This window comes from Actinomadura rudentiformis, from assembly GCF_008923185.1.
In the GTDB taxonomy this organism is placed as follows: domain Bacteria; phylum Actinomycetota; class Actinomycetes; order Streptosporangiales; family Streptosporangiaceae; genus Spirillospora; species Spirillospora rudentiformis.
Genome location: NZ_WBMT01000003.1, coordinates 490,136 through 505,369 on the forward strand (window position 1 = coordinate 490,136; position 15,234 = coordinate 505,369).

The following is a 15,234-nucleotide window of genomic DNA, read 5'->3' on the forward strand; positions in this document are numbered from 1 at the left end:
TCCTCCGGGGCCGCAACGCCGGACCCACTGGCTCAAGCGAGCACAGCAGCGGGCGCGACCGCTCCAGCCAACGCGCCAGCGGACCCAGAAACCAAAGCGGCGGACGCAGCCGCTCACACGGAAGCAGCAGGCACAGCAACTGGCCAGGGCACCAACGCGTCTTCCGGATCCGCAGCGGGTGCAGCCGCCAAAGCAGAAGACAAAGGCGCCGACGCATCTTCCCGATCCCCAGCGGGCGCTGGAGGCAAAGCAGCGGGCCTAGGCGCCAACGCACCTTCCGGTGCCGCGACCAGATCCGGGAACCAAGCCATAAGGCGCCCGCCCGAGGGCACGGTGCTCTATCTCTCCCCGACAAAGGCGCTTGCCGCCGACCAGCTGCGAGCGTTGCGGGCGTTGCGCCTGACTCGCGTACGTGCGGCGACATACGACGGGGACACCCCACCGGACGAGCGCACCTGGGTACGGCAGCACGCCAACTACGTGCTCACCAACCCCGACATGCTGCACCGTTCGATGCTGCCGTCCCACTCCCGCTGGACCGCGTTCTTCCGGCGCCTGCAGTACGTGATCATCGACGAGGCGCACGGCTACCGGGGTGTCTTCGGGTCGCACGTGGCGCAGGTGCTGCGCCGGCTGCGGCGGATCTGCGCGCGGTACGGATCGTCGCCCGTTTTCATCCTCGCCTCGGCGACCACCTCCGAGCCCGCGACCACCGCTTCCCACCTGACCGGACTGGACGTGGTCGCCGTCGCCGATGACGCCTCGCCTCGCGGCCCCGCCACGTTCGCCCTCTGGGAACCACCGCTCACCGACCTGCGCGGCGAACACGGCGCTCCCGTACGGCGCACGGCCACCGCAGAGACAGCTGATCTCCTCGCCGATCTGGTGGTTGAGGACGTTCAGACGCTTGCCTTTGTACGGTCCAGACGTGGCGCGGAATCGGTCGCCCTCAGTGCCAAGCGCGCGCTTGGCGAGGTGGCCCCGCAACTGTCCGACCAAGTCGCGGCCTACCGCGCCGGATATCTCCCTGAGGAACGTCGCGCGCTCGAAGCCGCCCTCCGTGCACGATCGGTCGTGGGGCTCGCCAGCACCAACGCCCTCGAACTCGGAGTGGACGTCTCCGGCCTGGACGCGGTCCTGGTCTGCGGTTGGCCGGGCACACGCGCCTCGCTCTGGCAGCAGGCCGGGCGAGCCGGGCGGTCCGGCCAGTCAGCGCTCGCCATCCTGGTGGCCCGGGACGATCCGCTCGACACCTTCCTCGTCCACCACCCCGAGGCGATCTTCGGTACGCCGGTCGAAGCCACCGTGCTCGACCCCGACAACCCGTACGTCCTCGAACCGCACCTTTGCGCGGCCGCGTCCGAACTTCCCCTCACTGAAGCGGACACCGAGCTCTTCGGCCCGTCCACCGCCGATCTCCTCTCCGACCTCGTGCGCCGGGGCTTTCTGCGGCGCCGACCGGCCGGCTGGTATTGGACGCGCCGGGACAGGGCCGCCGACCTGGCCGATATCCGCGGCGCCGGCGGCGCCCCCATCCAGGTCGTCGAGGCCGCCACCGGGCGGCTGCTCGGCACCGTGGACGAGGCGTCGGCGCACACCACGGTCCACGAGGGCGCCGTCTACATCCATCAGGGCGAATCGTTCATCGTCCAGACCCTGGACCTCGACGATTCGGTCGCCCTCGTCGAACCCGCAGAGCCGGACTACTCGACCACCGCGCGCGACATCACCGACATCACCATCGTCGAACGCCTCCGTACGACCGCCTGGGGCGAAGCGACACTTTGCTTCGGCACAGTCGACGTCACTCGCCAAGTCGTCGCGTACCAAATGCGCCGGACGCAGACCGGCGAGATGCTCGGCGAAAAGCCCCTCGATCTTCCACCGCGCACCCTTCGCACACGCGCGGTGTGGTGGACGCTCTCCGAGGAGCAGATCGATTCGTTCGGGGACCTGGACCTGGCCGGCGCGGCCCACGCGGCCGAGCACGCCTCGATCGGCCTGCTCCCCTTGTTCGCGACCTGCGACCGCTGGGACATCGGCGGCGTCTCCACCGCCGTCCATCCCGACACGGGACTGCTGACGGTCTTCGTGTACGACGGCCACGAGGGCGGCGCAGGCTTCGCCGAACGCGGCTACTCCGACGCTACCGAATGGCTCCGCGCCACCCGCAACGCGATCGAATCCTGCGAGTGCGACTCCGGCTGCCCGTCGTGCATCCAGTCACCCAAGTGCGGTAACGGCAACGACCCCCTGGACAAGACCGGCGCCCTAATCCTCCTAGCCGAACTCCTCCGCCAAGCCCCCTCCTAACCCAGGCCCCCTCCTAATCCGAGCCCCCTCGTAATCCAGCCCCTTCCTAACCCGAGCCCCTTCCTAACCCGAGCCCCTTCCTAACCCGAGCCCGCTAGCCCAGGGCGCTTCCTAACCCGAGCCCCTCCTTGCCCAGGCGCCTCCTTGCCCAGGCGCCTCCTAGCCCAAGAGGCTTCAACGCCCCCGGGCTGCACTTTTGGGCATATGACGAGTGGCGAACGCTGCATCCTCGGCAGGGACTCGATACAAAACCCTGAGAAGGCCCAGTGGGCTAGCGAGATGAAGGAACGGAACGACCAGGATCGGCCCCGTTCGGAGCGGCGGCCTGCCGGACCCGGGCCAGCTCGCGCTGGAGTTGGCGCTTCTCCAGTTCGAGGGTGTGGATCGACTCTTCGTGCTCCTCGCGCAGGTCCCGCAGCTCGCGGCGTATCCGTACGGAACGGTTGAATCCGAACGCCGCTATGGTCATGCCCGCCATGAACAGAATGGCGACCACTGCACCCGCCAAGAAGACCTGCCATTCGGACGTGATGCCTGGCACGGTGTCGCCGAACGCACTGATCTGGGCGTCTCCGGTGTTGTCCATGACAACGGCCGCGGCGACCACGATGGCGGCGACCGCCAAGGCCAGACCCAGGAACATCATGCGGAGGATCTCCTCTCGACAATCCGGGCGATCAGGCAGATCTCAGCTGGTTAGGGAGCCTAGACCTTCAACAAAAAGGCCGCCACAACTTCACCGATCGTGGATCCGAACGAACGCCGGCGAACCCCACCAGCCCGAGACCGCCCGTTCTTCGCAACACGGAACACAGGCCTCACCGCACCTGCACACAAGGCAAGCGAAGCGCCGAAGACTGTTCCCTACTTGCCCTTACGCCGACGGCCGACGCGACGCCCATTTGGGCCCGCCTCAGGGGACGGCTTGGCAATCTGGACGTCGACGCCGCCAGACCGCTTGCTGAGCGTGGCCGGACGACGCTTCACCGCGTACCTGCCGCTCGCCACGTTGGGCGCTGGCGGCGTGAGCACAGCCGTGTCTCCACGTCCACCGGGCACGGGCATCGTGCTGGTCTTCGTGCTGGTCTTCGTGCTGGTCTTCGCCACAGCCTCGGCACGGGCAATCCGCTGCCGCGCCCTGCTGACCCGTTTGCGTCCGGTACCACCGCGAGCCATCCGCGCAGCCATGCCCTTAGTGCTCATACCCGCCTGCGCAACCCGAAGGCGACGCGTCCAAGTACCGAGATGAGCGGCAATGACCAGCAGGATCAGCGCGATCCCCACGCTCTTGCCCCACTGCAGGCTGCTGGTGGCGGAGGCGCGCTGAGCCTTGGTGTTGCCCTGGTCGAGCACCTGCGGCGTCGGATAGGTGAACCCTGGCGTCGCCCCATAGGGCTGTACGGAGGGCAGCGTGAGCGGTGACTCGTTGTTGAACGGGGTCAGCGGCGCGCCGGACGGGTTTGGCCCCGTTCCCGGAGGAGGCGTGGGAACGCTCGAACCCGGAGGTGGCGTCGTCGAGCCACCACCACCACCGGCGTTGGCACTGGTCGAGGCCGCACCCGAGGAGACCGAGCCGCCCGTACCACTGGACCGCTTGGCCGTGACGCTCACCGGAACGCTCCCGGTGGTCCCGTTGGGCAGGGTGAAGCTTGTCGAGCAGCTGGTCCCGGAACAGAACTTGCCTGCCGACCCCGACGTGGAGCCGACGCCGCCCGCCTTGACCGAATAACCAGAGAGATCGTTCTCAAGACCCAGGTTCCAGCTGACGTTCAGCTTGCTGCCCGAGATCGAAGCCGACACTCCGCTGGGCCTCGCCGGCGGGATGGCCACGGTGAACGTGTTGGAGTCGTACACGTGGTTGCTCGGCCGGCCCACGAGATAGACGGTGTAACGACCGTTGCGCTCCAGATGGATAGGGGCCGACATGTCCCCCGTGACACCCTTCTTGGTGAGGAACGTGTCGCCCCCACCGGGCGTCTTGACGCGGAGCTCCATCGAGATCGCGAAGTCGAAGTGAGCCCTGGCGGTCACCGACGAACCGCTCCGGATCACCGAGCCGTTGCTCGGCGACAGCACGCTGGTCGTCGCGGCCTCCACGGACAAGGGCAGGCCCAGGACGGCAGATCCAGTCGCGAGAACGACCGCACCGACCCTGCGAATCCTGGTCACGGAGCAAATCCCTCCATCGAACGGCGCGCTTTCGCCGTGCCCGAGGAGCCTGGCCGGCCTCGGGGGGCGAGTGCAGCCGCCGTGTCTCGTGATACCTCTGGGCTTACGGCAGCGTAACGTACTACCCGGTAGCGAACGTAACGGAAAGGTGACAAAGAGGGAGCAGGCCATCTATTGGCAACCCGTTCAATAATCAGAGTACGTCTTCCGGCCCCACAGGACCAGCCCTGGCCCGGGAGGACACCCGCAGAACATCAGTCCCAATAGGCACCCTGAGCACCACCGTCACCGATATCTCGACAACTCTGCCCCGGACTCGACAGCCCGACAGCCGGGCTCCCGACTTCGCCGCAACGGCGTCCGCCGCCCGGCACGCGGCGCCGCTCCCCTCCGCCACCCGGGCCGCACCCGCTAACGCCGCGAGATCAGCAGCAGCATCCGCCCGGTGCCGAGCCACCCGCACGCTCCCCACCGTCATGGCGGTAACGGCAACCACCCAGACCACCGCCATGAAGCCCACAACCCACACCACCCCCGATCCACGATCTGCCCTCCACCCGCTCCACCCCCACGCCCTCTGTCCCTCCGCCACCTCAACACTCCTCTCAGCCCCAGCCCCCTGATTGAGTGGGACCGGCTTGTTTATGGGGTGACTACGCCGGGTTCTGTTACGGCGGTGGCGCGTGCGCGAACTGTGAGCGGGGCAAGGCCAGTGGGCGCTGGCGCCCGGACCTGGACCGTCACGTCGACCTGGGTTTGGTCACCCTTTCGGGTCACCTCGACTGCCGCTCCTGTGGGCAGTGCACGGGCGACGAACTGGCGTACGGCCGGTGGTGGTTCCCCGCGAGCGGCTGCCCGTGCTCCGCTGCGCGCGGCATCGGTGCACGCGAGCTGAACGGAGGCGACCGAGACGCCCCAGAGAGCGGCCACCGTGATCAGCACCAGCCCTGGCAGCGCGACTGCGATCTCCGCCGTGACCGACCCGCGATCACGGTGTGACCCGGTCATCCGAGTTGCAGGGCCCGCTTGATGATCCCTAACAGAAGGGTTCTGACGTCCGGACTCGTTACGATCTTGAACAGCAGCCCGGCGAACGCAGCTGCGGCCACCGTGCCGACGGCGTACTCCGCCGTCGACATCCCCAGGTCTCGCGCGCTGCGTCGCCATCGCCGCACCACTGTCTTCATCGCGCCCATCTGAGGTCCTTCCTTCGTTGGTGAGGGCGCTCGATCGCGCCCATCTCCAGGCTGCGGCAACTCGCTTCGGACCAACAAGTGAACGTGATTCTGTGGATAACGTTCGCCCCGCCTGTCTGGCGCTGTGACCAGGGCGAACACGGTCAGGCGCTTTGCTGGTCGCCGTTTTGGCCCGCGGCTGGCCCACCGTTTGGGTTTTGGCTGGTCAGCGGCCCGGTGTTCGGACAGGCCAGCGTCTACGCGTTGGTTGCCGAGTGCTTCGAGCCCCTCGAACCAGTGCGCATAGGTGGTGTGGAGCATCGCGACGGAGTGACCGAGCCGCCGGGGCTACCTCGGTGGCCGGGACTCCGCTGTTGAGCAGGAGGGAGGCGTTGCCGTGCCGCAGGTCATAGGGACGCTGCGCCAGCTCAGAGGCCAGCCGAGCCCTTGCGGCCGTCCGGCCAGGTGGCAGTGGCGTCCCCGTCCGGCAGAACGGCGAACTCGGCAGGGATCGCAATGGGCCGTGTGCGGCGGATGGAGCGACTCGCGACGTAAAAGAAGACGAGGCTGCCGCCACCGAATATGACGACCAACCAGTACCTGTCGAACGCATTGCGGTTGGCCTGGAGTACGGAGCCGCCGGGGTCGGCGGGGCTGTAGCGGACCTTGATGGTCTCACCGGCGCCGGGGAGTCGACCGTTCCACTGATTGTTGCTGATCTTCGCGCGTATGGTCCGTTCGGTCCGGGTGGTGAATTGGACTTCGAGGTGGCCGTACTTGCTGCGGTCGACGCTGATGACCTTGGCGGAAACATCGATCCCGCTCCGTTGCAGGCCGAACTCGCTCGCGAAGTTGACTAAGGCCAGGACCCCGAGCAGTACAGCACCGAGAAGGTACCCGATGATTTGCGCCGTGCGCCCCCGTCTACTTTTTCCCATGCAGGTGAGACGCGCGTCTTCGAAGATCCGTTGCCGCGAGACCAGGTGAAAGCGCGTCCGCGTACGGACGGCGACTTCCGCGCCTGGCCCGAGCATGCAACGTAACCGCCTCGCCTAGGTGAGCGTTTTTCTGTGGACAACTTGGGCGACGTGAGATGTCGAGTGTTTCGCGGACGTGCGCTTCACCAAGGCAGGAGGATCGTGGAGGCGATCCCGGCTATGGCGGGCACCACGCCCAGCAGCATGAAGGCGGGTAGGAAGCACAGGCCCAGAGGGGCGACGGCGCGTACACCTGCCGCTCTGGCTCGGGCTGCCGCCGCGGTCCGGGCCACACGTCTCTGATCGCTTGCCAGTCGTGCCAGAGAGGGTGCCAGTGCGGTGCCGCTGCTGGCTGCGCGAACGGCGGTACGGGCCAAGGGGGCCAGTGCGGGTTCCTTGGCAAGGGCCAGCCATGCGACAGCTGGGTCCACTCCCAATCTGATCTGGACTACGACGCTTAGAAGCTCTTCGCCGAGGGGGCCGCCGACGGTCGTCCCCACAGCTTCTACGGCTTCTCCCCAAGGCGAGCCACCGCGCAGGCACGCGGCCAGAAGATCGACCGCCACTGGGAGGTCCACGACCATCCTGGCTGTTCTGCGGCGGCGCTCGCTTCGTTCCGAACGGCCGAACGAACGGTCGACCATAAGGGCAACGAGGATCCCGGCGACCAGGCCCACCGGTCCGCCGAAGGTGATCGCGCAGACGATTCCGGCTAGGGCGGCTGCGACCCGGCGGGTTCTCAGGTCGTGGCTGGTTGCGCGTGCTGCGCCTTCGTTCGCCGGGTGGGGCCTGGATGTCTGCACCAGGCTGCTGAGCCTGCGGGCTGCCGGTCGGGGCGGACGTGGAAGGAGGAAGCCGCAGGCAGCCATGCACAGCGCTGCGGCGAGCATCAGCACGCGGGCACTCGCAGGGTTTGGGTTGGCTGTTTCATCGGGATGTCTCCGCGGCCTTAGCCAGGCGCTGGGTCCACCAGAGGCCTGTCGCATCGAGGCCGACGCCTACGGCGAGACAGCATGCGCCCGGGAGCGTCCCAAAGAGGAAGGCCAGAGGATTGGCACCCAGCGCGGCTGCCATTCCAAGGCCGAGCAGCGGAAGGCCGGCAAGTAGACGTGCGGTCGCTCGCGGACCGGCCAGTTGGGCGGTCACGTCTTGGCGCTGTGCTTCCTCATCGCGCAAGGCCGACGCCAGCCCATCAAGAACCGTCGCGAGCGTGCCTCCGCGCTCGGCGCCGATCCTCCAGCAGGCGGCAAGCAGTCGTAAGCCCCCTGCCCCTGGCCTTGTGGCCAGGCGTTCGAGTCGATCGGTGGTGGATGGCTCGTCGGCTGGGCTGTCGTGGAATCTCTTGGCAGTCGTGACACCTGAGTCGGGCGAAAGCAGCTCGGCCGCGACTCGACGATCCAAAACAGCGGCGGACGCTGTGAACGCTTCTCCTGGCGTACGGCCCGCCGCGAGTTCGGCGGCCATTCCGTCGCACAGCTCGATGACACTCGTTCGCCAGAGCTGTTCTAGCCGGCGGCGCGCTCTGATGTCGGCTGCCCAGGTCTTGGCGGCGCCCGCAAGGCTGTGCCTCGGCAGGGAATCGCCTTGTGTCCTTCGGGCTAGCCCGAGCCTTAGGACCGCCAGAGGCGGCCCGGTCAGGATCCAGACGGCAGCGGCAGCCAAGAGGGCCGCTGCCTCGGCCGCTCCGATCATGATCTCTCCGTTCGAACGGGATCGGGCGTCCAGCGGTGATCAAGGCGGGTGGCGAGGGCGGCGGCACCCGTCGCCGCCACGAGAGCACCTTGCGGGGTGAACGACACCGCGGGGACGACACCGACCAGGCCCTCGGCGCGTCGGCGCAGGAGGCAGATCTCGGCCACTCGACGGCGACGCCCCGGCTCGCGTACGAGATGCACGACGACGTCCAGCGCCGCCGCGAGCTGACTATGCAGTGCTTCGCGGCTCAGGCCGGCCGCACAGCCGAGAGCTTCAAGGCGGGCCGGGACGTCCGCAGCCGCATTGGCATGCAGGGTCCCGCAACCACCCTCATGTCCGGTGTTCAACGCAGCCAGAAGATCCACTACTTCGGCGCCTCGAACCTCTCCGACCACGAGCCTGTCGGGACGCATGCGCAGGGCCTGGCGGACGAGCTCGTGGAGCGTGACGCCTCCGGCCCCTTCGACGTTCGGAGGGCGCGCTTCCAGCCGTACGACATGAGGGTGGTCGGGCCTCAGCTCGGCGGAGTCCTCGACCAGGAGCAGCCGTTCACCAGGGCCTGCCCTGGAGAGCAGGCAGCTGAGGAGTGTCGTCTTGCCGGTACCCGTTCCACCTGTGACGAGGAACGCGGCGCGGGCGGCGATCAACGCGGCCAGCAACTGGGCGCCCTCAGGCGGGAAGGCCCCTGCGGCGACAAGCTCGTCCAAGGTGAAGGCACGCCGGCGTGGTAGACGCAGCGACAGGCAGGTGCCATTGGCGGAAACGGGTGGCAGAACGGCGTGCAGGCGCACGCCGCCCGGTAAACGAGCGTCCGCGTACGGGGAGGCGTCGTCGAGTCGTCGTCCTGCGGCGGCCGTGAGCCGCTGGGCAAGCCGACGAAGCGTGGCCTCGTCCGGAAAGCGCATCGACGTGCGGACCAGCCCCTCGCCGGCGTCAACCCAAACCTCGTCGGGCCCGTTCACGAGAACGTCGGTGATCTCTGGATCACGCAGTAGGGGTTCGAGAGGGCCGGCTCCGACGAACTCCGCACGCAACTCATCCGATAACGCCAAAACCTCACGATCGCCTAGCAACCGTTCCTCCGCGCGCAAGGCCGCCGCGACCTGCCCGGCAGTGGGCTCCCCACCCGCATCCGCAAGCCGATCTCGTACGGCGTCAGAAAGCCTTCGCACACCGCTACCCCGCTTTCGTCAATGGTCATGGACGCTGGGTCATGCGGCCTCTTCGGTTGTCCGCTCGCTTGGTTGGAGGCCCAGGTCGTAGACGAGGCCGGAGCAGAATTCGGATAAGGGGCCGCGGCGGGTGGCCCGTACGAAATCGCCCTGGTCCAGGGCGGCGGGTAGGCGGCGGTCACGTTCGAGCAGACCCGCCAGCGGCAGGTCCAGCGCTTCTGCGATCACTCCGGGCGTGAGCCCGCCCGGGGCTGGGCTGCGGACGATCAGGCGTAGGTCGGCGGTGTCCTTGCGCAGCATGGACGCGAACAGCTCGGCGGCCATCGTGGCCCGTACTTCGGCGGGTACGAGGAGAAAGGTGGCGTCGGCGGCGCGAAGGGCCGTCCGGCCGAGCTCGCCCACATACCGCGGAACGTCGACGACGACCAGGTCGTAGCCGCGTACCGCCGCGTCGATCAGGGAGCCGACCGCTTCCTCGGAAACCGGCACCGGTTCCTTGCGCTGCCAGGAGAGAACGGACAGATCACCGAGACTGGGAAGCGCCTCGCGGAGGGTGGCCACGCTCAGTCTGCCGCGGCGGTCGGCGAAGTCCGGCCAGCGGGCGCCGTCGTGATGTTCCAGCCCCAGCACCAGGTCGAGGCCGCCTCCGAGTGGATCGCCGTCGATGAGTAGCGTCCGTAGGCCCTGGCGCGCGGCGTTCAGGCCGAGACCAGCGGACAGGACGCTGACTCCCGCACCACCGACCGAGCCCGTCACGCAGATCGTCGTGCCATAGCCGTTGGTTGGCTCCGCCGCAGTGGCCAGCGCGTCGATCAGCCACGCTTCGTCACGCGGCAGCTCCGCGAGGTCCTGGGCACCGATCTGTACGGCCAGTTTGTAGACCTCCTCGGTGTCCGTGCAGGGCGCCACAAGGACGACGCCGGAACGCCGCTGGAGCGGTGTCTCCGCAAGGTCCTTCGCCAAGTCGGTGCCGACCAGCACCAACGATGTGGTGTGCCAGGTCGGCCGGGCATGGTCGACCTCACGGGCGACCTCGACCGGGGCTGCCGCAGCGGCGGCGAGTCGTAGCAGGTCATCGACGATCGCTGGATCGGCTGAAACGATCATTGCCGGACTGGCCATGGGGGGCTCCTCGTCTCGCGAAGACCATCACCATGCGGCCCCGAGCCCAATGATCGGAAGACCTTCCCCAACTTGTGGATAACCGCTCGGCGGCCGACCTCCGATCAGCAACCTCCCCGCCCAGCGCGGGCGGGCAGCGGGAACGCCGGTGGAAGCGCCGGCGCAGGCGCGCAGAGCAGGCGCGCAGAGCAGGCGCGCAGAGCAGGCGCGCAGAGCAGGCGCGCAGAGCAGGCGCGCAGAGCAGGCGCGCAGAGCAGGCGCGCAGAGCAGGCGCGCAGAGCAGGCGCGCGGTGGAGGCGCGCGGTGGAGGCGCGCGGTGGAGGCGCGCGGTGGAGGCGCGCGGTGGAGGCGCGCGGTGGAGGCGCGCGGTGGAGGCGCGCGGTGGAGGCGCGCGGTGGAGGCGCGCGGTGGAGGCGCGCGGCGGCCCCACGTATAGGGCGACCCCCGCCGGGGGGGAGAGCGGGGGTCGCCCAACGGTCCGGCTCCGGGGGGGTAGAGCCGGCCCGTTTTCCCAAGAAAGCCTCGGGCGAGATCGCACTAAGGCAGTACGCCAGTTTGATCTATAGGAGAAGCAATGTCGCCGTCTCCAGTCTAGGCAGATACAACATATGCTGCCCGATCGTCGAGACTTACGTCGAGCGGCAAAGTCGCCCTCGGGTGTCGTTTTTTCTTCCTGGTTGAGATGATCCCTACCCGGAGGAGCCGAGCGGCTCCGCAGGGGCACGGATGCGCGCTCCCATCGAGGTTTCCCACCCGTAAGCACCCAGCCTGGAAGTCGGAGCGTACAGCAGATCTAATGATCGTTCTGCCGGGTCCGAGATCAGTGGCTAAAAAGAATCGATCACACTGTGTGATCGAATCCGGGGACCGCATGGACGGTGATCGACTACGTCCAACAATGGCGCGGCGCCATGGAACGCGCCTTGCCGTTCCGGGGGCGCTTCCCCGCTCCGAGGCGTCGCTTTACGAATAGGGGCTTGTCAACTGGGCGAATGAGGCGTAGACAGGGTGCTACGGACCAAGTGTCCGAGCACGGCAGCCGGGCACCCACGCGCGACCAGCCGCGGGAGGCGCGTCGAGACGGGCTTGACCCGTCCGACGAATATGAGGTGCACGCTTGGTAACCCGGTGTGACGTGACTGGCGGCGGCGCCCTTAGGTGGGGCGCCGTTCGCTATGCGGGGGCTGTTCTGTGAGGCGGCCATGTGTGCCCCCGCAATGTGGCCCGTTACTCGGAGGCCGCCATCTGAGGGCTTCTGACCGGATCGTCGTGGCGGTGGGCGGCGCCGGCCGGCCTTCCTTAGCGGCCGGCCATGAACGATCAGCCCCGCATGAAGGCTTCGCAGATCGCCTGGGAGTCGCGCGCCGCAGCCGCCGTGGCCTCGGCGCAGTGGCGGACCCACGTGGCGACGCCCTCCGGCGTCCCGGTCGCATAAGCCCGGACGGAATCGGCGTACTGGTCGGCGAGTTCGGCGTGGCCGACTTCCGGTGCCGTCAGCGACTTCGGGTCGAGGCCCCGTGCGACCAAGGTCAGGCGCTGAGCTGCGCGCGCCACGATTCCGTCACCCCAGCCGAACGGGCGCAACGTGAGCAGCTCGCCATGGACGACCGCGGCCACGATGATGGCAGGCGCCTTCGTGGGGCCGGTCAGCAGGCCGCTGAGCATGTCGAGACGGCTCGCCACTTCTTCGGGAGACGGCGGCTCGCCCAGGTCGAGAACGTCCTTAACGCCTTGGCCCTCACCCCGTGGACGGCCGAGTTCCGCATCATCCACTGCATCAGCCGCAACCAGTACGTGGAGACGCGCCAATACCTGGCGAGGGGCCTGACGCCACGTCTCCGCCAAAGAACCCAGTTCGGCGGAAACTCGCAGAGCTCCCTGAACCACTGGATCGGTAGGGCTGTCCCCGCCACGCAAGTCGTCCAAGGTCACCGGGACGCCCTCCAGAGCCGCCGAAGCCCTGGCACCTCGAAGCGCGGATTCAGTGGAGACTTCCGCACTGCGACGACGCAGAATGCGATGGCCCAGCAGCCGGTCCACCGCCTTGCGTGCATCGGTGACTGCCGCGTCCACTCCAGGGAGGGCGGCTACTTGGGCAAAGGCATCGGTCACGCGCCTGACTTTATGCGGTCCCAGGTATCGCCCTCATCGCCACCCCAGCCCCGCAGAGCACTGCCAGGCAAGCCCTAAGACTGGCCGTACGTCCGGACCGTACGTTCCCCGAACAACCCGACCGGACGTTCCCACACACAGCCACATACGCCTGGCGGCAAGGGCGGGTGATGGGCTGGCGGAGACAATGAGGAACGTGCAGGTCCGGCTGTGTCGAGCATCACATACCATCCTTGCGGAGCCACCAGCGCTGGATGTGACAAGTCCAGGCCGGAGAGGGCTTGTGACTCAGGTCCCATCCCTGGTGAAGTGGGCTCCCGGGCGCCTTCCTCTTTCGCTAGCAAGGAGTACGCGTTGAGCCAGAGTCAAGAGACACTTTCGAACCTGCTGCAGGAGACGCGGCGCTTCGACCCGCCCGCCGAGCTCGCCGAAGCCGCCAATGTGAAGGCGGATGCGTACGACGAGGCGGCTACCGACCGGCTCGGCTTCTGGGAACGGCAGGCCGACCGGCTGACATGGGCCAAGCGCTGGGACACAGTGCTCGACTGGAACAACCCCCCGTTCGCCAAGTGGTTCGTCGGCGGCGAGCTGAACGTCGCGTACAACTGCGTCGACCGCCATGTCGAGGCGGGCAAGGGCGCCAAGATCGCGTTCCACTGGGAAGGCGAGCCGGAGGGTGACACCCGCACGCTGACCTATGCCGACCTGCAGCGCGAGGTCAACAAGGCCGCGAACGCGCTGCTGGAGCTCGGTGTGCAGAAGGGCGACCGCGTCGCCATCTACATGCCGATGATCCCGGAGCTGCCGATCTCGATGCTCGCGTGCGCGCGTATCGGCGCCACGCACTCGGTGGTGTTCGGCGGGTTCTCGGCGGACGCGCTCAAGACCCGCATCGAGGACGCCCAGGCGAAGCTCGTGATCACTGCTGACGGCGGCTACCGGCGCGGCAAGCCGTCCTCGCTCAAGCCGACCGTGGACGAGGCGGCCGCCGCGGCCGACTGCGTCGAGCACGTACTGGTCGTACGGCGAACGGGCGAAGAGGTCGCGGAGCACGAGCGGGACGTCTGGTGGCACGACATCGTCGACCGCCAGACCGACCAGCACACCGCCGAGCCGCATGATGCCGAGCATCCGCTCTACATCCTCTACACGTCCGGTACGACGGGTAAGCCGAAGGGCATCCTGCACACCACCGGCGGCTACCTGACCCAGGTCGCCTACACCCACCACGCGGTCTTCGACCTCAAGCCGGAGACCGACGTCTACTGGTGCTCGGCCGACATCGGCTGGGTGACCGGCCACTCCTACATCGTGTACGGCCCGCTCGCCAACGGAGCGACCAGCGTGATGTACGAGGGCACCCCCGACACCCCGCACCGCGGTCGCTGGTGGGAGATCATCCAGAAGTACAAGGTCTCGATCTTCTACACCGCGCCGACCGCGATCCGCACGTTCATGAAGTGGGGCGACGACATCCCGGCGCAGTTCGACCTGTCGTCGCTGCGCGTCCTGGGCAGCGTCGGCGAGCCGATCAACCCCGAGGCGTATGTCTGGTACCGCGAGCACATCGGCGCGAACAAGACCCCGGTCGTCGACACCTGGTGGCAGACCGAGACCGGCGCCATCATGATCAGCCCGCTGCCGGGAGTGACGGCCGGCAAGCCCGGAGCGGCCATGAAGCCGCTGCCGGGCATCGTGGCGGACGTGGTGGACGACCAGGCGCAGGCCGTGCCGAACGGCGGCGGCGGGTTCCTGGTGGTCAAGGAGCCGTGGCCGTCGATGCTGCGGACGATCTGGGGCGATGACGAGCGGTACGTGAAGACGTACTGGTCGCGCTTCGACGGGCTCTACTTCGCCGGTGACGGCGCCAAGAAGGACGAGGACGGCGACCTGTGGCTGCTCGGCCGGGTCGACGACGTCATGCTCGTGTCCGGGCACAACATCTCCACCACGGAGGTCGAATCGGCGCTGGTCTCGCACCCGAAGGTGGCCGAGTCGGCGGTCGTCGGCGCCACCGACCCGGTCACGGGACAGGCCATCGTCGCGTTCGTCATCCCGCGCGGGAGCGCCGGTGAGGAGGTCGAGGGCGAGGACTTCATCAAGGAGTTGCGCGACCACGTCTCCAAGACGCTGGGCCCGATCGCCAAGCCCCGCCAGATCATGATCGTTCCGGAGCTGCCCAAGACCCGTTCCGGCAAGATCATGCGTCGTCTCCTCCGCGACGTCGCCGAGAACCGCAGCATCGGCGACGTCACCACGCTGGCGGACAGCACGGTGATGGACCTCATCTCCGAAAAACTCCCCAGCGCCAAGAGCGACGAATGATCGCCGCAAAGTCCGAAGACTGATCACCGCACCATTGACGCCCCGGACGCCCTCCCCAAGGGCCCGGGGCGTCGTGCTGCCCTCCCGTCCCACCCACACTTCTGGGACCCGTCCCTAGTAGGCGCTGCGAGCCCGGGTCGAGTCGCAGCTGGAGTGTGGGCTTGCTGGACGCTG

12 protein-coding genes and 1 pseudogene are annotated in these 15,234 nt (G+C 68.0%); 2 read left to right on the top strand and 11 right to left on the bottom strand.

What is annotated here, in order from left to right; genetic code table 11:
• Nucleotides 1-204: 204 nt before the first annotated feature.
• Nucleotides 205-2,313: pseudogene (locus F8566_RS08785) on the top strand (Zn-binding domain-containing protein); the annotation flags it as partial.
• Between the two features lie 271 nt (nt 2,314-2,584).
• Here the strand turns inward: F8566_RS08785 and F8566_RS08790 are convergent.
• From F8566_RS08790 to F8566_RS08840, 11 genes are all read right to left on the bottom strand, one after another.
• On the bottom strand, nt 2,585-2,959 hold the full coding sequence (locus F8566_RS08790) for a hypothetical protein (protein ID WP_151559426.1): 375 nt from the start codon (nt 2,957-2,959) through the stop codon (nt 2,585-2,587).
• A gap of 218 nt (nt 2,960-3,177) precedes the next feature.
• A complete protein-coding gene (locus tag F8566_RS08795) occupies nt 3,178-4,482 on the bottom strand; it encodes a hypothetical protein (RefSeq protein ID WP_151559427.1) in 1,305 nt (434 codons plus the stop codon).
• Between the two features lie 193 nt (nt 4,483-4,675).
• Nucleotides 4,676-5,074, bottom strand: coding sequence for an Rv3654c family TadE-like protein (locus tag F8566_RS08800; RefSeq protein ID WP_225992972.1), 399 nt, complete (start codon nt 5,072-5,074; stop codon nt 4,676-4,678).
• A 50-nt stretch (nt 5,075-5,124) separates the two neighbouring features.
• Entirely contained in the window at nt 5,125-5,490 is a 366-nt protein-coding gene (locus F8566_RS52605) for a TadE family type IV pilus minor pilin (protein WP_151559428.1), read from the bottom strand.
• Nucleotides 5,487-5,678, bottom strand: a complete 192-nt coding sequence (locus tag F8566_RS08810) for a DUF4244 domain-containing protein (protein WP_404800278.1) — start codon at nt 5,676-5,678, stop codon at nt 5,487-5,489. The genes F8566_RS52605 and F8566_RS08810 overlap by 4 nt, the downstream gene beginning before the upstream one ends.
• A 407-nt stretch (nt 5,679-6,085) precedes the next feature.
• Nucleotides 6,086-6,691: a DUF3592 domain-containing protein gene (locus F8566_RS08815; RefSeq protein ID WP_151559429.1), complete on the bottom strand. Its 606-nt coding sequence runs from the start codon at nt 6,689-6,691 to the stop codon at nt 6,086-6,088.
• 86 nt (nt 6,692-6,777) lie between these two features.
• The gene (locus F8566_RS52610) at nt 6,778-7,620 is read right to left on the bottom strand and encodes a type II secretion system F family protein (protein ID WP_318836396.1); all 843 of its coding nucleotides are present in this window, start codon (nt 7,618-7,620) and stop codon (nt 6,778-6,780) included.
• Nucleotides 7,562-8,326: a type II secretion system F family protein gene (locus tag F8566_RS08825; protein WP_225992973.1), complete on the bottom strand. Its 765-nt coding sequence runs from the start codon at nt 8,324-8,326 to the stop codon at nt 7,562-7,564. Before F8566_RS08825 ends, F8566_RS52610 begins: the two co-directional genes overlap by 59 nt.
• Nucleotides 8,323-9,501, bottom strand: coding sequence for a TadA family conjugal transfer-associated ATPase (locus tag F8566_RS08830; protein ID WP_151559430.1), 1,179 nt, complete (start codon nt 9,499-9,501; stop codon nt 8,323-8,325). Before F8566_RS08830 ends, F8566_RS08825 begins: the two co-directional genes overlap by 4 nt.
• A gap of 39 nt (nt 9,502-9,540) precedes the next feature.
• Nucleotides 9,541-10,623 carry a septum site-determining protein Ssd gene (ssd, locus tag F8566_RS08835; RefSeq protein WP_151559431.1) on the bottom strand — a complete coding sequence of 361 codons (1,083 nt, stop codon included), beginning with the start codon at nt 10,621-10,623 and terminating at the stop codon, nt 9,541-9,543.
• A 1,320-nt stretch (nt 10,624-11,943) separates the two neighbouring features.
• Nucleotides 11,944-12,735, bottom strand: coding sequence for a Fic family protein (locus F8566_RS08840; protein WP_151559432.1), 792 nt, complete (start codon nt 12,733-12,735; stop codon nt 11,944-11,946).
• A gap of 354 nt (nt 12,736-13,089) precedes the next feature.
• On the opposite strand from F8566_RS08840, the gene acs reads away from it, so the two are divergent.
• Nucleotides 13,090-15,060 (top strand): acetate--CoA ligase, encoded by a 1,971-nt coding sequence (gene acs, locus F8566_RS08845; protein WP_151559433.1) that lies wholly within the window; start codon nt 13,090-13,092, stop codon nt 15,058-15,060.
• Nucleotides 15,061-15,234 lie beyond the last annotated feature (174 nt).

Excerpts from the sequence above, each read along its gene's own strand:
- F8566_RS08825 (WP_225992973.1), bottom strand. The coding sequence starts at position 8,326 with ATGATCGGAGCGGCCGAGGCAGCGGCCCTCTTGGCTGCCGCTGCCGTC.
- F8566_RS52610 (WP_318836396.1), bottom strand. The coding sequence starts at position 7,620 with ATGCGACAGGCCTCTGGTGGACCCAGCGCCTGGCTAAGGCCGCGGAGA.
- ssd (WP_151559431.1), bottom strand. The coding sequence starts at position 10,623 with ATGGCCAGTCCGGCAATGATCGTTTCAGCCGATCCAGCGATCGTCGAT.
- F8566_RS52605 (WP_151559428.1), bottom strand. The coding sequence starts at position 5,490 with ATGACCGGGTCACACCGTGATCGCGGGTCGGTCACGGCGGAGATCGCA.
- F8566_RS08815 (WP_151559429.1), bottom strand. The coding sequence starts at position 6,691 with ATGCTCGGGCCAGGCGCGGAAGTCGCCGTCCGTACGCGGACGCGCTTT.
- F8566_RS08790 (WP_151559426.1), bottom strand. The coding sequence starts at position 2,959 with ATGATGTTCCTGGGTCTGGCCTTGGCGGTCGCCGCCATCGTGGTCGCC.
- F8566_RS08810 (WP_404800278.1), bottom strand. The coding sequence starts at position 5,678 with ATGGGCGCGATGAAGACAGTGGTGCGGCGATGGCGACGCAGCGCGCGA.